Origin of the sequence: Rhizobium zaerense, from assembly GCF_051810725.1 — a bacterium.
GTDB lineage: Bacteria > Pseudomonadota > Alphaproteobacteria > Rhizobiales > Rhizobiaceae > Rhizobium > Rhizobium leguminosarum_I.
The window spans coordinates 1,758,486-1,776,365 of sequence record NZ_CM132690.1 but is presented as its reverse complement, the minus strand read 5'-3'; the positions used below and the strand labels follow the sequence as shown (position 1 = coordinate 1,776,365).

The following is a 17,880-nucleotide window of genomic DNA, read 5'->3' as shown; positions in this document are numbered from 1 at the left end:
TTGCCAGCGCCTCGAAGGCCTGCCGCGCCTCATCGGGCCGTCCCGCCTGCTCCATGCTGAGGGCGATGTAGAAACGGGCGCGCACATTCGCAGGATCGATCTGCAGCAAGTTATTGAGCGCGAGCAGGACATCTTCTCCCACAAGCCCGTTTGAACGAGCCATCAACGCTTCCGAGAGCCCGCCCAGACGCGGTACGCTCGCGCCAAGGATACGAAGCGCGGATCGATATGCCTCGACCGCGTCGTCCGCTCGACCCATCTTGAGGAGAACGGGGGCAAGTAGATCCCACCCCCGACCGTCCTGTGGACTGCTGACGAGATGGTCGTGGGTCTTCTTGACAAGGATCGCAAGATCCTCGCCAGGGTCATCAAGTCTGGCCTGCAAAGGTCGCGACTCAAGCTCAGGAGAACCGAGAGAGGCGTAGACTCCGATGCTAATTAGTGGGAGCATCGCAGCGACGGCCAGTCTGACGCGCCTGTGGGAGCGTTGGGGACCGCTAGGCGTCCGTGGCAGATCCATGGACTTGAAGAGCCGTCGCGCTGTTTCCGCCTTGGCAAGTTCGTACTCGTTTGCACCAATCTGTTGCCTCGCCAGCTCCCTTTCGAGTTCGAGGAGCTGGTCCCGGTACACGTGGGCGTCCACGCCGACGTTCGAATGACGGGCGCGAACCGACGACAGCGGATGCACTAGGACTGCGGTTGTTGCGGCCGAGACGACCGCAAAAAGTATCCAGATGATCATTGGTCCAGAAGCCATTGCACGGCCGACCGTATGCACGATCGCTACGTGGAACATTGACCCTGATCAACTATCTCACATTTGATGGGCGTGGTGTGAAGACGTATCCGACGCCGCGAACCGTCTGGATCATCGTCGGTTCCTTTGGGTCAACTTCGACTTTTTTCCGAAGGCGGACGATCTGCGCATCTATCGCCCGGTCGAAGGCCTCCAGGCTGCGGCTTCTCGTTAGGTCCATTAGCTTGTCACGCGACAGCACGCGGCCAGGATTTTGCGCGAAGACCAGAAGCATTTCGAATTCTCCGGTCGTCAAGGAGACGTCCTCTCCCTGCGGAGAAGTTAGCTTCCTTCGACCAACCTGGAGCTTCCAGCCGTCGAACTGGAGGACTTCCTCCTCTGCGTTCGCGGCTCGGTCCGTCGGAGGGGTCTGTATCCGCCTCCTTAGTACAGTCCTTAGCCTTGCGAGCAGTTCCCGCAGATGAAATGGCTTTGCAATATAGTCGTCAGCACCAAATTCCAGGCCCACAACCTTGTCGGTCACGTCGTCCTGCCCAGTGAGCATCAGCACCGGAACGTCGGACGTGTTGCGCAACTCCTTCAGCAGTTCGAGGCCGTTCTCTCCATTTGGGAGCACGAGATCGAGAAATATGGCCGAGTAGGACGCCTTGGACAATTCGGCGCGCATGGCGGCGCCATTGCCGACGGCGTTCACCCTGTATCCGTTGTCCTCGAAGTAGCGGACAAGCATCTGTCTGATCCGGGCGTCGTCGTCGACGACCAGAATGCGATCCGGTTCCATGTCCCTCATTCGTCCCGCTGCAATTCTGTTTCAAAACCAGATACCGCAGGATCGGGGACAGCGCTACTGTTGTTCTGGTCATGATAACAGTCCAGATCGTAACCGACCGACTGCGAGCGCTCCCTTCCGAGCAGCAAGTCGTCACAGCCCCGCAGGTCTCGTCCGTCGCGCATCGTGGTTAGCGCTCTCGGGGGGCGCTGAAGAAGACTTCTAACAAGCTTCCCTTAGCTGGGCCACGCTGCCGATACAGACCGTCCGGCCCCTCACGTCCACTCCCGCACCGGAAAGAGCTGCAAAGGCGCGCGACAGCGCCTCGGGAGCGAGCCCAAGCTTTCCGGCAAGAACTCTTTTCTGATAAGGCAGTCGGAACGTCGCCTGAGATGCGGAGTTGGGACACCGGCTCACGAAGTAGTTGGCAACGCGCTGGGCAGCGGTGTGCAGGCGGTCTCCCGCGATGCAGTCCAACGAGCCCAGCAGATGCCTGGCCATGATCCGCATGACGTTGCGCTGGATGCCGCCGTGTTCGGCGGCAAGTGCACGAAGGCCGGGCAGATCGAACTGCGCAAGCTCCACGGGGGCCGCGGCCCAAGCCCCATGCGCGTAGGCGTCCCCCATGGGAACCAGATATTCGCCAAAGCAGTCTCCGGGCTCACAGATGCAGACGTCGGCCTCGCGCCCGCCAGCCTCGGCCTTGGTCAACCGGACCACGCCAGACAGAACGCAAAACACGTGGGACGCTCGCTGTCCTTCGGCCACTATTCGTTCGTTGACCGCGACTGCCCGCAGACCCACCAACTCCAGCATGCTTCGGCATACTTTCTCATCGAGTCCTTCGAAGAGCTCTGACCGCAGTACTATCTCATCATCTAAGGACATCGTCGCCCCCCCTTTAACGGCCTACGACTTAGGCGGATCGTATTCATCGTCAGCGAGCACCCGCCAGGCGGCTCCCTGAAGATCGTCATACTGACCGCTCCGAAGAGACCAAAGAAATGCCGCAAGTCCGGCGCCGCCCATGAGGAGCGCTATCGGAATAAGAAAGATCAGCATGTTCATGCTACTTTGACCTCCCCGCCCCTCGCGGCTGGCCGCGAAGCATCTATGACAGGAGATCGCTTGGAGCCTGCGTTGAGCCTGAGAGCGTTCGTAACGACGATGATCGATGAAGTGGACATCGCCACTGCTGCGATCAGGGGCGTGGCAAGTCCCGCCATCGCGATCGGGACGGCCAGCACGTTGTAGCCGATCGCCAGCGCAAAGTTCTGACGTATGAGGGCAGCCGATCGCTTCGCCACTGCGATCGCCTGGGGGACGGCGTCCAGCCGTTCGTTGAAGAATACCAGATCGGCGGACTGCCGGCTGATGTCAGAAGCCGTGGCAGGCGCCATGGAGACATGGGCGGCAGCCAGCGCCGGCGCGTCGTTGATGCCATCTCCCACCATGAGGACGCGATGGCCGGCGTCGCCGATCTTCTGGCACTCGTCGACTTTCTGTTTCGGAGTAAGCGCTCCCATCGCCCGACCGACGCCGAGCGCACGCGCCGCACTGTCTACTACGCTCTGACGATCTCCTGAAACGATCAATGTTCCAAATCCGCCGGATTCGAGTTCTTTGATAACGTCCTGCGCGCCAGCTCGGAGCGCGTCCTCGAAGAAAAAGCGCGCAAGCGCTTCTCCGTTCCTGGAAAGGACGGCTTCGGAGAGCGGGCTGTCGGCCGTCGACGGAGCCGGATCTACGCCGCACGCGAACGCCGCGCTCCCCAGCCTATAGGTCTCCTCGCCACGCATGCCTTCGAGCCCGCCACCGGGAATTTCGCTGACGCGATCAAACGGAGCCGCGACGTGGCCGGCGCTCTGGGCCAACGTCTGGGACAGTGGGTGCCTCGAGTGGACGGCTAGTCCCACCGCTTTCCCCAGATCGGCCTCATGCGCGGCCTCGAGCCTGACCAGCCTTGGACGCCCGATGGTCAGCGTTCCCGTCTTGTCGAAGGCGACCGTGTCGATCTCTGCAAGCCTTTCGAGCGCCGAGCCGTCCTTCACCATGATACCCCTGCGGAAAAGCTCGCCAGCCGCCACGACTTGAACGACTGGAACCGCAAGACCCAGCGCGCATGGGCACGTAATAATAAGCACGGCCACCGCGACCAGCATCGCATGCTTCCAATCGCCGTCGATCAGGCCCCAGGCAAGAAACGAGGCAAGTGCGAGAAGATGGACGACCGGGGAATACAGCGCGGCGGCGCGATCGGCGATACGCCGGTAGCGCGCCCTTCCGCCCTCCGCAGCCTCCATGAGGCTGATGATTTCGGCCAACAGGGAGTCCTTCGCGAGCTTGGTAGCGCGGACCACGAGAGCGCCCGTCAGGTTCATGGCGCCGGAGCTGACCCCGACGCCGACGCCTACGGAGACAGGGGCGCTTTCACCGGTAACGATCGCAAGATCGAGGTCGCTTTCGCCGACCGCGACGGTTCCATCCACCGGAATTCGTTCGCCGGCCGCGACCGCGATCTCGTCTCCCACGACGATCTCGTCAAGCGGAACATAACGGCGCGATCCGTTGGACGACAGGAGCAGCGCACCGCGCGGCGCAAGTCGCGCCAGGCCGTTGATGGCAGCACGGGCTTTTTCGCGCATCACATGGTCGAGCGTCCTGCCGATAAGAAGGAAGAACAACAAGGAGACGGTCGCGTCGAACCAGGCGTGTTCGCCATGATGCGCGGTCTCCCAGAGCGAAACCGCGTAGGAAAGGGTCACGGCCAACGATATCGGCACGTCCATGTTCGTGCGGCCGTGCTTCAACGCGTGCCACGCCGACCGAAAGAAGAACCGCCCCGCGTAAACTAGCGCTGGCGCGGCAATCAGCGCCGAGATCCAGTGGAACATGTCCCTCGTCGCGGCGTCGGCGCCGGACCAGACGGAGACGGACAGAAGCATGATATTGGTGGCTGCAAAGCCGGATACTCCGACTGCCAGGAGAAGCTGGTTCCTTGTCTTGTCGGTCTCGGGCGCCACTGGCGTGAACAGATGCGCACGGTATCCGGCGGCATTGACCGCAGCGATGATACCCGTCGGATCGGTGGCCCCTTCAACGGTTTCTTCAGCGTACACGCAGGTGACGCGCCGCGACGTGAGGTTCACTCTGGCTTTCCGGACGTATGGGAGCGCTGAAACGGCCTTTTCCAAGGTCGATATGCAGCTCCCGCAGTGGACGTCCGGAACGCTCAGGTCGAGCTGCCGGAGTCCTTCGCCTAAGGAATGGCTCACTAGCGCGATTTCCTCGGCGCTGATGAACGTCGTGCTTATCGCGAGAACCCCTTCGGCATCCATCGTGCAGCATGTCATTCGCCGAATCCCGCGGTATCGAGACGGGAGGCCTCGTGCATGACGACTTTGCCTTCCCTGCGCGAGATGACCTCCACGATCCAGTCGCCCGAGCCGACACGGTGCCGGGACTCAAACTGTCCGTCTGCGACTTTCGTGAACGAAATGTGGAAATCTTCGTGATCGCCGACGGGGCGTTTGAAGTTTGCGGTCACGTCGTCGACGATGACAGGAGATCCGTCACGGTTACGGATGTCGTAATGGATTCGGCCGCCGTCGAGCGACAGGCTTCCGATGATTCCGGACGCCGCCATCGCCTTCATATCTGCCACCTTGCGGTTGAACTCCTGGCTGGCGACATAGGTGTTTTCGACGACCAGACCGCTCCAGCTCGACGAGGCGAACCAGGCCATGATCACGTTGACGCCGATCACCACCGCGAAGAACGAGCACGTGGCGATCAGCATGTGCCTCCCTGTGAATCCTTGACTGGCAGTCGTCATCTGGTATCTCCTGGTGAGTTGAACGCGGCTCGATATGTTGCTCTGTCGGCGTGGGCGGCGTCCTCGATGGCAAAGAGGAACTCGGCGACCGCGGCAGCCGACGGTTTGCTCGTCACAAACACTTTCACGGTGGTCGCAACATCCGGCGCCGCTTCGATGGTGAAAGCTCGGGCGTCTTCTTTGCCGAGCTCGGGAATGCGCATGGTAGCGCCCTCGTCGAGGCCTAGAAGGCTCAGCTCGACCTTGCGTGGAGCCGGCACCATGTTGAGTATTCGCAGCGTGTAGCCGTTGCGGATCGAGCCGTCGCTCTCCATGACGTACTGCGGATTGCGATCGTGGACCACGTTCAGTTCAAGTCCCTCACGCATTGCGAGGTGGACGACCATCGCGACGCCGATCAAAAGCCAGACAGACGCGTAAAACAGCACGCGTGGGCGGAATATGATCCGCCAATCGAAATGTTTGATCGTTTCGATAAACGAGCCATCAGCATTGCGGACCTTCGCGGGCTGCACCGAGGTCCTTCCGCCGTCCGTCGCGATGGCCATGTTGGCGGCGTATTCGCTGAGCGTCGCGTAGGCTATCAGCCCACGAGGCTTCCCGAGCTTGTCCATGACCCCATCGCAGGCGTCGATACACAAAGCGCAGGTGATGCATTCCATCTGCTGACCGTCGCGGATGTCGATGCCCATGGGGCAGACGGCCACACACGCATTGCAGTCGACGCAATCGCCGACGGGCTGTCCGGCAGCCAATGCCTTCTTCGGGTGACGTGAGCGAGCCTCGCCGCGCCAATCGTTGTAGGTGACGACCAAGGAATTTTCGTCGAGCATGGCCCCCTGGATTCGCGGCCAGGGGCACATGTAGGTACAGACCTGTTCGCGCATGAGCCCGCCAAGCACGTAGGTGGTGGCGGTAAGTGTGGCGACGGTCGCGTAGGCGACAACCGGCGCCTTTCCGGTGAAAAAGGAGACGAGGAGCGTGGGCGCATCGGCGAAATAGAAGATCCACGCCCCCCCGGTCGCGAGGCCGATGATCAGCCATATCGCGTGCTTGGCGACACGTTTCTTCGCCTTGTCGAAATTCCACGGCCCGGCGTCGAGCTTCATGCGGGCGTTTCGGTCCCCCTCGATCGCGCGCTCGACGACAAGGAAAAGATCGACCCACACCGTCTGCGGACATGCATATCCACACCAGGCCCGCCCGACGGCGGACGTGACCAGGAAGAGACCGAAACCCGCCATGACCAGCAGGCCTGCGACGTAGTAGAATTCCTGAGGCCAGATCTCGATGAAGAAGAAAAAAAATCTGCGTGAGGCCAGATCGATCAGGATAGCCTGATCCGGTGCGTAAGGCCCCCGGTCCCAGCGAATCCAGGGAGCCAAATAATAGATCCCCAGCGTGATCAGCATCACGATCCACTTGAACCGCCGGAAACGGCCCTCGGCACGCTTCGGAAACACCTTCTTTCGCGGAGCGTAGAGGGGTTCATTTTTATGGCGGTTGTTTACGGGTTCAACGTTGATCCGTTCGACCGGCGTGGGATCTGGTGCTGTGTAGAGGTTCATTGCGCTCTGTCCGATTTTCCCTGTCTTCTCAGCTTTGGGAGGACCCGTCCTTGATCCAGGTCAAGGACGACAACTGCTCAAAAAAGTGGGCCGCACTCCGGACAGGGAAACGCGGCCCAAAAAGACTAGATGCCGGCTGGTAGCAGCCCGCCGCAATCGGCTCCTTTGAGAGATGGAGCTTAGGAATGGCCACGCCTCGGAAGAGAAGGCGTGGCCTGGAGGAACTGCGGGGGAGAGACCGCCTGGACGTCCTCGAGAGGTTCCTACCTGCTTGTCGGCTTCTGTTCTTTGAGCCCGATCAAACTGATCATCGAATTCCCCATCTTTTCCGCATCCCCCTTTTCGGGATCGGGTGTGACGGGCTTTGCGTGCACGGAAACTCGCGAGTGTACGACCGCGCGGGGGATTCCATAAAGGGCGAGCAAGGGGTCGTGGTCGTGTGTGGTCATGTTGATCTCCTTCAGGTTCCACCGCCAAGCGAATGGACAAAAATGGTAAGCTCCTTGACCGTTGTCTCACCCAGGCGCGCTGCCCAGGCAGGCATTACGCCATGTTTGGGAGAGGCGACCTGTCGAACGATCGCATCTTCGCCGCGCGCCTTCAGCCAGATTGCGTCGGCGAGGTCCGGCGCACCCATTTCCGCCTTTCCTTTGGCATTCTCGCCGTGACATGCGGCGCAGTTGTCGAGGAAGATCTGTTTTCCCGCCTCTGCGAGAGCGGGGTCCGAGGGCGTATTGCTCAGCCCCCACACATAGGCGGCGACCTGCCGCATCTGGACAGGCTCCAGAACGTCGCCAAAGGCCGGCATCTCGGAAGCGTGGGTTTCGGCATCCGAGTCGAAGCGGATCCCATGGGCGATCGTGGTCTGGATGGCATCCAGATCTCCGCCCCACAGCCACTCGTCGTCGTTGAGGTTCGGAAAGCCCGGACCGCCGCTCGCCCCCGAGCCGTGACAGGGCGCGCAGTTCACCTTGAACGCGGACGCGCCGCCGGCGCTCGCAAATTCACGAAGAGCAGGATCCGCGTCGATCTCCTGCACCGTTTTGGCAGCGATCAGATCATGGAGCTTCGTCTGGGATGCCTTGGCGAGATCAAGCTCCTGCTGCAGTTCGGCGCGAGTTGAGTAGCCGAGATAGCCCTTCGTGGCGGAAGTGAACATCGGGATGGCTGGATAGGCGATCGCGTACCCGATCGCCCATAGAATGCAGACATAGAACGTCCAGACCCACCATCTCGGCATCGGATTGTTGAGCTCGCGGATACCATCCCATTCATGACCGGTAGTCTCGACGCCGCTGATTTCATCGATATGCTTGTCCGACATCTCAGTCATCCTTCAGGGGAATATCGGCTGCTTCCGCCGCCGTCTGCTTGCTGCCGGGGCGAAGGGTGTAGACGACGGCGCCTACGAAGAACGCGGCCATTGCCAGCAGGCCCCAACTGTCGGCGAAGTGCCGCATCGCTGTGTACGTTTCCATTGCATCGCCTCATCGATAGCCGGTTGCGTCGTCGTAGGTCGAAAAGTCGACCAACGTCCCAAGCATCTGCAGGTAGGAGACGAGTGCGTCCATCTCCGTGAGCGTCTGCGGATCGCCGTCGAAGTCGCCGGTCTTGGCCTTCGGATAGCGCTCTAGCAGCGCCGTGGTGTCGGCGTTCGGATCGGCCTGCATCTTCATGTCGGCTTCGGCATTGGCCATCATGTCGTCGGTATAGGGAACGCCGACGTCCTCGTTGGCCTTGAGGTCCATGCCAATATCCGTGACCGAAAGCTCCTTCGACTTGAGGAACTCATACTTCGGCATGATGGATTCAGGCACCACGGCCCGCGGATCGGAAAGATGCTGGACGTGCCACTCGTTCGAATAGCGGCCGCCGACGCGCGCAAGGTCCGGCCCGGTTCGCTTCGAACCCCATTGGAATGGGTGGTCGTACATCGATTCCGCAGCCAGAGAGTAATGACCGTAACGTTCCACCTCGTCGCGGAACGGCCTTATCATCTGGCTGTGGCAGAGATAGCAGCCTTCGCGAATGTAAATGTTTCGGCCGGCCAGCTCGAGTGGCGTATAGGGACGCATCCCCTCCACCTTTTCAATCGTATTCTGCAGGTAGAACAGCGGTGCGATTTCGACGATGCCGCCGATGCTGACGACGAGCAGCGAGCCGACGAGAAGAAGCGTTGCGTTCTTCTCGAGGATCTTATGTTTATCAAGTATCGATGCCATTTTCTCACCTCACTCGGCAGGCTGTGCCTGGGGCACGTATGCGGTCGGAATGGCTGCCTCGTCGCGGAGATGGCCGCGGACCGTCATGAAGACGTTCCATGCCATCACCAGGCCGCCGGCCAGATACAGGCCGCCTCCGACGACGCGGAGCACGTAGTATGGGAACATCGCGGCCACGGTCTCGGCGAACGAGTAGACGAGGAAGCCCTGCGAATTGTACTCGCGCCACATAAGGCCCTGCTGGATCCCGGCCACCCAGAGCACGGCGGCGTAGATGACGATGCCGAGTGTAGCGAGCCAGAAGTGCCAGTTGACCATCCGCAGACTGTAGAGACGTTCACGTCCCCAGAGCTTGGGCGTCAGGTAGTAGATTGCACCAAAGGTGATCATGCCGACCCAGCCGAGGGCTCCCGAATGTACGTGGCCGATCGTCCATTCTGTATAGTGGCTCAGCGAGTTGACGGTCTTTATCGACATCATCGGGCCCTCGAAAGTCGACATGCCATAAAAGGCGATGGCGACGATCATCATGCGGATGATAGGGTCGGTCCGAACCTTGTCCCAGGCCCCGGAAAGGGTCATGAGGCCGTTGATCATGCCGCCCCAGGAAGGCATCCAGAGCATGACCGAGAAGACCATGCCGAGCGTCTGCGCCCAGTCTGGAAGCGCCGTATAGTGCAGATGATGCGGACCCGCCCATATGTACATGAAGATCAACGCCCAGAAATGGATGATCGACAGCCGGTAGGAATAGACCGGGCGGTTCGCTTGCTTGGGCACGAAGTAGTACATCATGCCCAGGAAGCCCGCGGTAAGGAAGAAGCCGACCGCATTGTGGCCGTACCACCACTGTGTCAGCGCGTCCTGAACGCCGGAGAAGACCGAGTAGCTCTTCGAGCCGAGGAAGGACACCGGAACGGCAAGGTTGTTCACCACATGCAGCATCGCGATCGTCACGATGAAGCCAAGGTAGAACCAGTTCGCCACATAGATGTGCGGTTCCCTGCGCTTTAGGATCGTCCCCAAATAGACGGCCAGGTATGCCACCCAGACGATGGTCAGCCAGATGTCCACGTACCATTCCGGTTCCGCATATTCGCGCGCCTGGTTGATCCCCAGGACGTAGCCTGTCGCGGCCATGACGATGAAGAGCTGATAGCCCCAGAAAACGAACCACGCCAAGCTGCCGCCGAAAAGGCGCGCATGGCACGTACGCTGAACGACGTAGAATGAGGTCATGATGAGCGCGTTGCCGCCGAAGGCGAAGATGACGGCGGAGGTGTGCACAGGTCGAAGACGGCCGAAATTGAGATAAGGCGCTAGATTGAGGTCCGGGAAGGCCAACTGCGCGGCGACGACTACGCCGACGAGAAAGCCGATTACGCCCCAGAAGACCGTAGCGATCAGTCCGTACCGGATCACCTCGTCAAAATAGCCTGACGTGTCGACCTTCTGCTGTCTTCCAGCGGGCGAAAAATCGACGTTCCTCACCAGCAGCAGGGTGCCAACGGACAAGCAGAAGCATAATATGCCCATGTGGACCGAAAATAGATGATCGTGCGCGAATGCGGCTCCTAGCAGCGCTAGGAAAGCAGCGACCGCGACCACTGCCGTTTCCGTTGTATAATTCATCACGTCGTCCCCAGTGCCCAGACGACCGCAACGCGGCCGGTTTTCTCGTACTTTGAGGCAGGACTGGCATGGGGGCGGCCTCTGCTCCTTGATCTAAATCAACGAAGGACGACTTTGGGGGCCGCATCCCGCGGCTGTTACAAACGGTTACACAGTCTCACCATTTGAAACCCGCCAATCATTGTCGTGTGACGTGCGTGCCTTCTATTGCATCCATCGAAAACGCGGGGACACCAAGATGCTGATGCAGAATCGCCAAGGCTTCCAACAGATCGAAGCCACCACGAGCAATGCGCGCGGCGGTCCCTCCCTCGGTTCCGTATTCAATATGTCGCCACTGGAATCGGTTTCGGCCGGAAAGGCCATCTGCTGGGAGGGCGACGCAGCGAAACACCTCTTCCAGGTCGTCGAAGGCGTCGTCCGGCTCCAGCGCATCATCGGCGAAGGACGCCGCGTGATCACGGCTTTTCACTTCGGGGGCGACGTTGTCGGCGCCTTTCTTCAGAACGACTTCCTCTTCACAGCCGAGGCAGTCACCGACTGCAAGATTCGGCGTGTCGCACGCAAGAGGTTTCTTGACGAGGTTGGGCGATGCGACCTGCTGCGTCCCGAATACATCTCTCTGCTCTGCAACGAGACCGTCGCCGCTCATGACCAGATGGTGCTTCTGTCCAAGAAGAATGCCGAAGAGCGGCTTTGCAGCTTCATCGCCAGGCTGGTGTTCCGTCACAACGCCGGGGTCAACAAGGGCCTGCTGCGGATCCCCATGAACCGCCAGGATATTGCGGACTACCTCGGACTGACGATCGAAACGGTATCCCGCACGATCACAAAGCTCGCTTCCCGGAACATCGTTGTTCCGGAAGGGCGTCATGACCTGAGAATCGTAAACTTGCGCCGTTTGCAGGAACTCTCAGGCAACCCAGATGATTTCTCGGAGAAAACCTGCCATAGCGTCAGTCTCCACTAATTGCACGCCGGACAAACCATGCCTCACCGTCTCGTATCGCCACGAACAGCCTCCTATCAGGAGCTTGACGTAATGGTTCACGTGCTGGACGGCGCCGATATCCTGATCCATCGGTTCGAGGGCACCATCAGCCATTGGTCGATCGGCTGCGAGAACATGTATGGCTGGACCAGGGACGAGGCGGTCGGCGAGAACGTCTACGAACTGCTCGCCACCAGGTTTCCGGAGCCGGTGGACGAAATAAGAAACCAGATCAAGCAACGCGGGTTCTGGCAGGGCGAAATCATCCATCGTCACAAAAGCGGGCATGAGATCCACGCCGCCTCCCGCTGCGTGCTTGTGAACCTTCCCGACGGCGACCTGGCCATCATTCAGACCAACAGCGACGTCAGCGCCCTGAAACAGGCTCAGGACGCGGTCAAGTCCCGCGAGGCCCATCTAAGTTCCATTCTCGACACCGTTCCGGATGCGATGGTGGTCATCGACCATAAAGGAATGGTGCTTTCATTCAGCAAGGCGGCAGAAAAGCTGTTCGGGATGGCCTCCGATCAGATCTGTGGGCGCAATGTTAGAAACCTGATGCCGAATCCCTATCGTGACGCCCACGACGGCTACATCGGCCACTACATCGAGACGGGTGAAAAGCGGATCATCGGCTACGGCCGAGTCGTCACCGGCCAGCGGGCCGACGGCACCCAATTTCCGATGGAGTTACACGTCGGGGAAGCGACGGCAAACGGTGAACGGATCTTCACCGGTTTCGTCCGTGATCTGACAAGCCGCTTCAAGATCGAGGAAGATCTCCGCCAGGCTCAGAAGATGGAAGCCGTGGGGCAGTTGACGGGCGGCCTGGCCCACGACTTCAACAACCTTCTGACCGTGATCAGCGGGAATCTCGAGATGATCGAGGACAAGCTACCCCCCGGCAAGCTTCGAGACATCCTCAGGGAGGCGCAGGACGCGGCGGCCGACGGCGCGAAACTTACGGGCCAGTTGCTTGCCTTCGGCCGGCGTCAGCCTCTCAATCCCAAGCATGCTGATCTCGGTCAGCTCGTGACAGGTTTTTCTGATCTGCTTAGGAGAACCCTCGGAGAAGACATCAAGCTCTCCACGACGATCGCGGGATCCGATCTGAACGTGGTGGTCGACAGCTCGCAGCTTCAGAACGCTATTCTCAACATCGCTCTCAACGCTCGCGACGCCATGCCCAAGGGGGTCAGTCTGACCACCGAAATCTCGCGCGTCCACCTGGATTCAGATTATGCGAAGATGTACCCAGAGGTCCGCAGCGGCAATTTCGTGCTCATTTCCGTCACCGACACGGGCGTCGGAATGACGGACGAAGTGAAGAAGCACGCCATTGAGCCATTCTTCACCACGAAAGAGGTCGGATCGGGAACGGGACTGGGTCTCAGCATGGTCTACGGCTTCGTCAAGCAGTCCGGGGGCCATTTTCAGATATACAGCGAGGTAGGTCGAGGCACCACCATACGGATCTACCTTCCGGCCCTGACAGGATCCAAACTGCAGAAGCCAGATTCAGAAGACGGCAAACAAGCCAATCCGCTTCCGCGAGGAAGCGAAAGCATTCTTGTGGTGGAGGATGATCCACGCGTTCGCCGGGTAGCCGTCGCGCGGCTCGCCGACATGGGATACGTGGTGCTTGAAGCGGAGAACGGCCGTGAAGCATTGGGAATCTTGCGCGACCACCAGGAAATCGCGCTCCTGTTCACAGACATCGTCATGCCGGGCGGAATGACCGGAGACGAGGTGGCGAGGGAGGCTCGCCTCCTTCGGCCCGACGTCGCCGTCCTCTTCACCTCCGGGTACTCGGAGCCGGCCCTCGCGACGACCGATGTCATCTCCGGCGCTCGATGGCTTCGCAAGCCATACACTGCGAGGGAACTGGCGTCCATGATCCGGGAGCTTTTCGATCGGCATTGACGTCTGGGACGGGAAGCATTTGAAGGACGATCCTAGTACCACGGCGCCTTGCTGTCACAGTCCGTCCTGACGCGGCAGAGAACCCACGTTCCCCCGCGCGGCCGACAAGGTCGCGAAGCAGTCAGAAGTGTTCTCGGCGGGCGATGCCTGCACACGCGTCGCCACATCGAAACGACTCGCTCAAGGGGATCCCGATTGTGGCCGCCAGTCAGCGCAACAGCTTGGTTGCGCCTCGATCCGCTTGGTGTGCCCCAAACAAATATCTTGCAGGTACCTCGCGCCTCCTGATGCAAGACGCAGCGGGAAACGGCTTAGGTCGGCCATAGAAGCCTTCTAGGGATGGTCGCCAAGAAGCTTTCTTCTCGAAACCGCTGCCGCTCGTCTCAATTGCGTGCGAAGGCTGCGCCCATCTTTCTAGATTTGGTCATCGTGCTTATCTTGTTTGGTCGTGGCAAGATACCTGAACTGATGGCCGACGTTGCACACGGCATAAAGGCATTTAAGAGGGGGATCCAGGACGATCATGTCCGCGTTGGTAACGACGCGACGCAACCTGGGTGTTCTTCGGAGCAAGCGCGGGATAATGAATAGCTGGCACCGGGACATCGCAATGTGGAACGCTCGCAATGGCCCTGCCCTCGTCCTTGTCTCGGAGACGCCCGTAAGCTGTTCCAAAGTCGCCGCGAGCTCGCGACGCCCCGCTTGTTATCGGGTGTCATCGAGCATAAGTGCCGTGGCGAGATAGCCAACGCCGAGGGTGCTGGCGAACAGGTACACGAACATGCCCTGGGCGATGTAATAATCCGTCGAACTAGCTGAGGAAATTCCGGCAAACCCGTTGCTCCATACGACGAGCCCTACCACGCACCCCAATCCGGCGCCGGCAGCGATGCGCGTCAGCATGAATGAAATCAACCGAGGCATCTTGCGTCTCCTTGGCCTTCGCGCTCAACGTACGAGCGCTAATCAAGTTCCGGCGGCGAAGTCACGTTCGATTAAATAGGTGGGCAGGAGTTCCCCCTGGTATGGGGGCTTGGCCAGATAGCCGTCCGCGCCAGCATCGAGCCCGGTTATGCGCTCGTTGATATGACCCGCTGCGGCCTTATGCCTAGCGAAATCAAGACCTGCTCACAGTTCTCGCGGAAGCTCAAAGGTTACGAGGAGTTCCTCCAGAAGAATGCCGTCTCGTACGATGTCATCCGCGGTCTCATTACCACGAATTCGACGGTTCGCGAGATCGCCCTGGCCCAGATCGCTTCCGGCGTCCGCTTCGACACCTCCGACCTGAGAGCAGTCCGGCGCGGAGTTGCCGATAGCAAGCTCACCGAATTTCAGTATCAGGCTCGAGCTAGCAAGAAGGCCATGCTCGACGCCGCCCGCCGGCGCTCGGCCGAGACCGTGCAGGAGTTCCAGTGCGACGCGGTCGCGCTTTTGGAGAAAGTCGCAGCGCTTCCGACAGCGACGACGAGGAGCTCCACGTCACGACAAATGGCGGAGATCGCGCAGGAGGCAGCCCGGCTGCTACCCGTGTTCGAGACGATCGCCGGATCCGACCATCCGCGCGAGGGTGAACAAAGGCGGCGACTTCGGTAGCAAAAGGCGAACCGCGTCGAAAAAACCTCGTTTTCACTATCCGCAAATTGCTGCCGAAGCGGTCGTTAGCACAGTGTTAGCGCGAGCCACCTAGTGTGGTGACGCCATGGGAAACTCGGTTGTCCGTTGAAAACAGGACAAGCAGAATGAAGACCAGCCCTGCCGCGGCTTACGGAGGTTACATGAAACTGGTTCTAGGCAGTGTAATATTGGCGTCTGCCATACTGCTATCCAGCTTGTCGGGATTCGCAGCTTCGGGAGGATGGCATTCCGATGGGCAAGGAACGAGATACTGGCACGTCACTCCACCGCCCGGGCAATGTAATATAAGCCAAGCGAAGAACAGGGCGCTTCGGGCCGGCATCTATCGTAGCGAGATTATACAGCAGGATGATAATGTCATCGTGCTCAGAGGTCTGGATGAATCGGGCGACCGGCGAACGATCGGTTTCGGCAACATCAGGGGGTGCCCCGAGTTGGAAGGGTATGAGGATAGTCCAAACTTCTGAGGACATAGTTAGAGTTTGTTCAGCGAGTTTTTCCAGTTCCGACCGACGTGCGCATTTCTGGGCAAGCATCGCGTCTGTACCGATCGACAAGGCTGGCGGATAGCAGCGCATCGGATGCCTCATTCCGAACTGGCCTGCCCTGTTGATCCGGGTTTAAGGTCGAAGCATGTTCTGGTCAGCCGCCAGGTGGGAGTTGAGGTCGCGTGTTCGGGGAGATCGAAGGTCGGGAGCGGTTGTAACCGTTTCAGAGCGGCGGGGATTTCAGAGCGGCTGCTCTCCTCCCGCGGGCGCAGGCTCCGACTGCGCTTGGGATGATTCGCATCCTCAATCCGCCGAGCTCACGCATCCACTCGTTAGGAATTTATTGACCATAAGCTGGCTTTACTGAGCGCGATGGATGCGGAGGTTCCCGCACGTCGCCGAGTGTTTGGTGTGGGCGGGATTGTTCGTGTTGAGGTATCCAGTGCAAGGACTATCAGGCGCAGCCTTGGGCGGAATTGCGACACTCCTGTCGCGTGCGGAACGTTTCGTCGCGCAGACCATTCTGCCGGCGCTGTTTGCGCTTCCGGCACTTGTCGGCTCCGCATCATTTGCCTCGGCGGAAGATCGCGCCCTGAAGCTGTTCTTTACCCATACGGGCGAGAGGGCGACGATTACCTACAAGCGGGACGGCAAGTTCGATCCAAAGGGCCTTGCCCAGATCAACCGGGTTCTGCGCGACTGGCGAAGGAACGAGCCGACCCGGATGGATCCCCGGCTGCTCGACCTGGTCTGGGAAGTGTACAAGCGCAGCGGCGGCACGGACTACATCCACATCGTCTCCGCCTATCGTTCGCCCACCACCAACAATATGCTCCGCAACCGCTCACGCACCACGGGCGTCGCCAAGAAGAGCCAGCACATGCTGGGCAAGGCGATGGACTTCTATGTTCCCGGCGTGAAGCTTTCGAGGCTGCGTGCACTTGCCATGCAGATGCAGGTCGGCGGCGTCGGATATTATCCGACCTCGGGATCGCCCTTCGTGCATCTCGACGTCGGCAACGTCAGGGCCTGGCCCCTCATGTCCCGGCAGGAACTCGCTCGAATATTCCCGAATGGGCAGACCATGCATCTCCCGGCCGATGGCCGGCCGCTGCCGGGATACGATCAGGCGATTGCGAACTACAAGAAGCGCGTCGGCCCCACCTCGATCCAGATCGCCAGCACCGCTGGACAAGACGAAGATACAGGAGCGCCGACCACTTCGAGCGGCGACAATAACCTCGTGACGGCGCTTCTGCCTGCGCCCCGAAGCCGAGCATTGAATGCGCTCGCGCTGCAGACGGGCGCGGTCGAGCGCGATGACAAACGGTCCACTGGGGATGTTTCTTCTTTGCCGATTCCGGTACCAGCGATGCGGCCGCCTGCCCTCGAGCACGACGCGGGCGCAGATGACATACTGGAGACTGCGTCGATTGGCCCAATTGCCGTGCTTCCGGATAGGCCGGCGCCGGCATTGCCGACCTACGCCCGCTTCGAACCCCTCGTTGTTGCACACCAGGCCTCCAAATACGGCGCTGAAATGATCGCCTCCCTGCCCATGACCGCTTCCTGGGAAGGAGCCAATTTCTTTGGATCGACGTCCGACGCGGCGCTGATGAAATGGGCGCTGCATTCTCCAGGAGAGCTGATGGGATTGAGCGCGCCTCACGTTTCCCCCCGCACGGTTCATCGCGAGGTCAATGTCGCGACGTCAGGTGAGGATATCATTCCGCTCGCCGCCACAGACCTGTTCGATGCGAGCCGGTTTGCGTCGCCTCCGGAGGGCTGACCTCAGTCATCAAGGCTTGATGCGCTGTACGAAGCCGATCGGAAGCGCTGGAACAACCATGGTGAGAACCGGTTGGCGATCCCGAGAAACCAGCCGCCGCCACCCATGCCGAGCGCGATTGACGATGACATACAGATGCCTCTGGAAACTCTATCGTCAGCGTTAGAATGGCCGCACGGCGGCCAATTCGCACTTTTTAGAAGCTCCTAAAAAACCAGCATGCCTTACAGTCAGTGCTCGCGCATCGGCTCGAAAATCGGAATCGATTCTC

18 protein-coding genes and 2 pseudogenes are annotated in these 17,880 nt (G+C 60.1%); 6 read left to right on the top strand and 14 right to left on the bottom strand.

What is annotated here, in order from left to right; translation table 11 throughout:
- Positions 1–25 precede the first annotated feature (25 nt).
- From ccmI to ccoN, 12 genes and pseudogenes are all read right to left on the bottom strand, one after another.
- Positions 26–742: pseudogene (gene ccmI, locus ACS4RR_RS08430) on the bottom strand (c-type cytochrome biogenesis protein CcmI); the annotation flags it as partial.
- Positions 743–809: 67 nt separating this feature from the next.
- On the bottom strand, positions 810–1,538 hold the full coding sequence (locus ACS4RR_RS08425) for a response regulator (RefSeq protein WP_085991563.1): 729 nt from the start codon (positions 1,536–1,538) through the stop codon (positions 810–812).
- A 210-nt stretch (positions 1,539–1,748) separates the two neighbouring features.
- Positions 1,749–2,414, bottom strand: coding sequence for a Crp/Fnr family transcriptional regulator (locus ACS4RR_RS08420; protein ID WP_026154300.1), 666 nt, complete (start codon positions 2,412–2,414; stop codon positions 1,749–1,751).
- A 21-nt stretch (positions 2,415–2,435) separates the two neighbouring features.
- Complete coding sequence (ccoS, locus tag ACS4RR_RS08415; RefSeq protein ID WP_017965701.1) at positions 2,436–2,594, bottom strand: cbb3-type cytochrome oxidase assembly protein CcoS; 159 nt, start codon at positions 2,592–2,594, stop codon at positions 2,436–2,438.
- Positions 2,591–4,879, bottom strand: coding sequence for a cation-translocating P-type ATPase (locus ACS4RR_RS08410; RefSeq protein WP_260109233.1), 2,289 nt, complete (start codon positions 4,877–4,879; stop codon positions 2,591–2,593). The genes ccoS and ACS4RR_RS08410 overlap by 4 nt, the downstream gene beginning before the upstream one ends.
- Positions 4,876–5,361, bottom strand: a complete 486-nt coding sequence (locus ACS4RR_RS08405) for a FixH family protein (protein ID WP_260109234.1) — start codon at positions 5,359–5,361, stop codon at positions 4,876–4,878. Before ACS4RR_RS08405 ends, ACS4RR_RS08410 begins: the two co-directional genes overlap by 4 nt.
- Positions 5,358–6,929, bottom strand: a complete 1,572-nt coding sequence (ccoG, locus tag ACS4RR_RS08400) for a cytochrome c oxidase accessory protein CcoG (RefSeq protein WP_456189946.1) — start codon at positions 6,927–6,929, stop codon at positions 5,358–5,360. The genes ACS4RR_RS08405 and ccoG overlap by 4 nt, the downstream gene beginning before the upstream one ends.
- Before the next feature lie 263 nt (positions 6,930–7,192).
- On the bottom strand, positions 7,193–7,378 hold the full coding sequence (locus tag ACS4RR_RS08395; protein ID WP_456189945.1) for a hypothetical protein: 186 nt from the start codon (positions 7,376–7,378) through the stop codon (positions 7,193–7,195).
- Between the two features lie 11 nt (positions 7,379–7,389).
- Positions 7,390–8,253, bottom strand: coding sequence for a cytochrome-c oxidase, cbb3-type subunit III (ccoP, locus tag ACS4RR_RS08390; protein ID WP_456189944.1), 864 nt, complete (start codon positions 8,251–8,253; stop codon positions 7,390–7,392).
- A gap of 1 nt (position 8,254) precedes the next feature.
- The gene (locus ACS4RR_RS08385; protein ID WP_017965707.1) at positions 8,255–8,407 is read right to left on the bottom strand and encodes a CcoQ/FixQ family Cbb3-type cytochrome c oxidase assembly chaperone; all 153 of its coding nucleotides are present in this window, start codon (positions 8,405–8,407) and stop codon (positions 8,255–8,257) included.
- 9 nt (positions 8,408–8,416) lie between these two features.
- The gene (ccoO, locus tag ACS4RR_RS08380; RefSeq protein WP_017965708.1) at positions 8,417–9,151 is read right to left on the bottom strand and encodes a cytochrome-c oxidase, cbb3-type subunit II; all 735 of its coding nucleotides are present in this window, start codon (positions 9,149–9,151) and stop codon (positions 8,417–8,419) included.
- A gap of 9 nt (positions 9,152–9,160) precedes the next feature.
- Entirely contained in the window at positions 9,161–10,783 is a 1,623-nt protein-coding gene (gene ccoN / locus ACS4RR_RS08375) for a cytochrome-c oxidase, cbb3-type subunit I (protein ID WP_017965709.1), read from the bottom strand.
- Positions 10,784–11,021: 238 nt separating this feature from the next.
- Here ccoN and ACS4RR_RS08370 point away from each other — a divergent pair, with 238 nt between their 5' ends.
- From ACS4RR_RS08370 to ACS4RR_RS08360, 3 genes are all read left to right on the top strand, one after another.
- Entirely contained in the window at positions 11,022–11,753 is a 732-nt protein-coding gene (locus ACS4RR_RS08370; RefSeq protein ID WP_026154301.1) for a Crp/Fnr family transcriptional regulator, read from the top strand.
- An 18-nt stretch (positions 11,754–11,771) separates the two neighbouring features.
- Complete coding sequence (locus ACS4RR_RS08365) at positions 11,772–13,697, top strand: hybrid sensor histidine kinase/response regulator (protein ID WP_456189943.1); 1,926 nt, start codon at positions 11,772–11,774, stop codon at positions 13,695–13,697.
- A gap of 387 nt (positions 13,698–14,084) precedes the next feature.
- Positions 14,085–14,288 (top strand): twin-arginine translocase TatA/TatE family subunit, encoded by a 204-nt coding sequence (locus tag ACS4RR_RS08360; protein ID WP_260111061.1) that lies wholly within the window; start codon positions 14,085–14,087, stop codon positions 14,286–14,288.
- 114 nt (positions 14,289–14,402) lie between these two features.
- Here the strand turns inward: ACS4RR_RS08360 and ACS4RR_RS08355 are convergent, their stop codons facing one another.
- Entirely contained in the window at positions 14,403–14,621 is a 219-nt protein-coding gene (locus ACS4RR_RS08355) for a hypothetical protein (protein WP_017965712.1), read from the bottom strand.
- Positions 14,622–14,705: 84 nt separating this feature from the next.
- Positions 14,706–14,795: pseudogene (locus ACS4RR_RS08350) on the bottom strand (DNA-binding response regulator); the annotation flags it as partial.
- Between the two features lie 6 nt (positions 14,796–14,801).
- On the opposite strand from ACS4RR_RS08350, the gene ACS4RR_RS08345 reads away from it, so the two are divergent.
- The 3 genes from ACS4RR_RS08345 to ACS4RR_RS08335 all read left to right on the top strand — a co-directional run bounded on the left by ACS4RR_RS08345 (position 14,802) and on the right by ACS4RR_RS08335 (position 17,609).
- Positions 14,802–15,290, top strand: coding sequence for a hypothetical protein (locus ACS4RR_RS08345; RefSeq protein ID WP_456189942.1), 489 nt, complete (start codon positions 14,802–14,804; stop codon positions 15,288–15,290).
- Positions 15,291–15,436: 146 nt separating this feature from the next.
- Complete coding sequence (locus tag ACS4RR_RS08340; RefSeq protein WP_260056558.1) at positions 15,437–15,799, top strand: hypothetical protein; 363 nt, start codon at positions 15,437–15,439, stop codon at positions 15,797–15,799.
- Between the two features lie 397 nt (positions 15,800–16,196).
- The gene (locus ACS4RR_RS08335; RefSeq protein ID WP_456189941.1) at positions 16,197–17,609 is read left to right on the top strand and encodes a peptidoglycan L,D-endopeptidase MepK; all 1,413 of its coding nucleotides are present in this window, start codon (positions 16,197–16,199) and stop codon (positions 17,607–17,609) included.
- Positions 17,610–17,880: the final 271 nt, after the last annotated feature.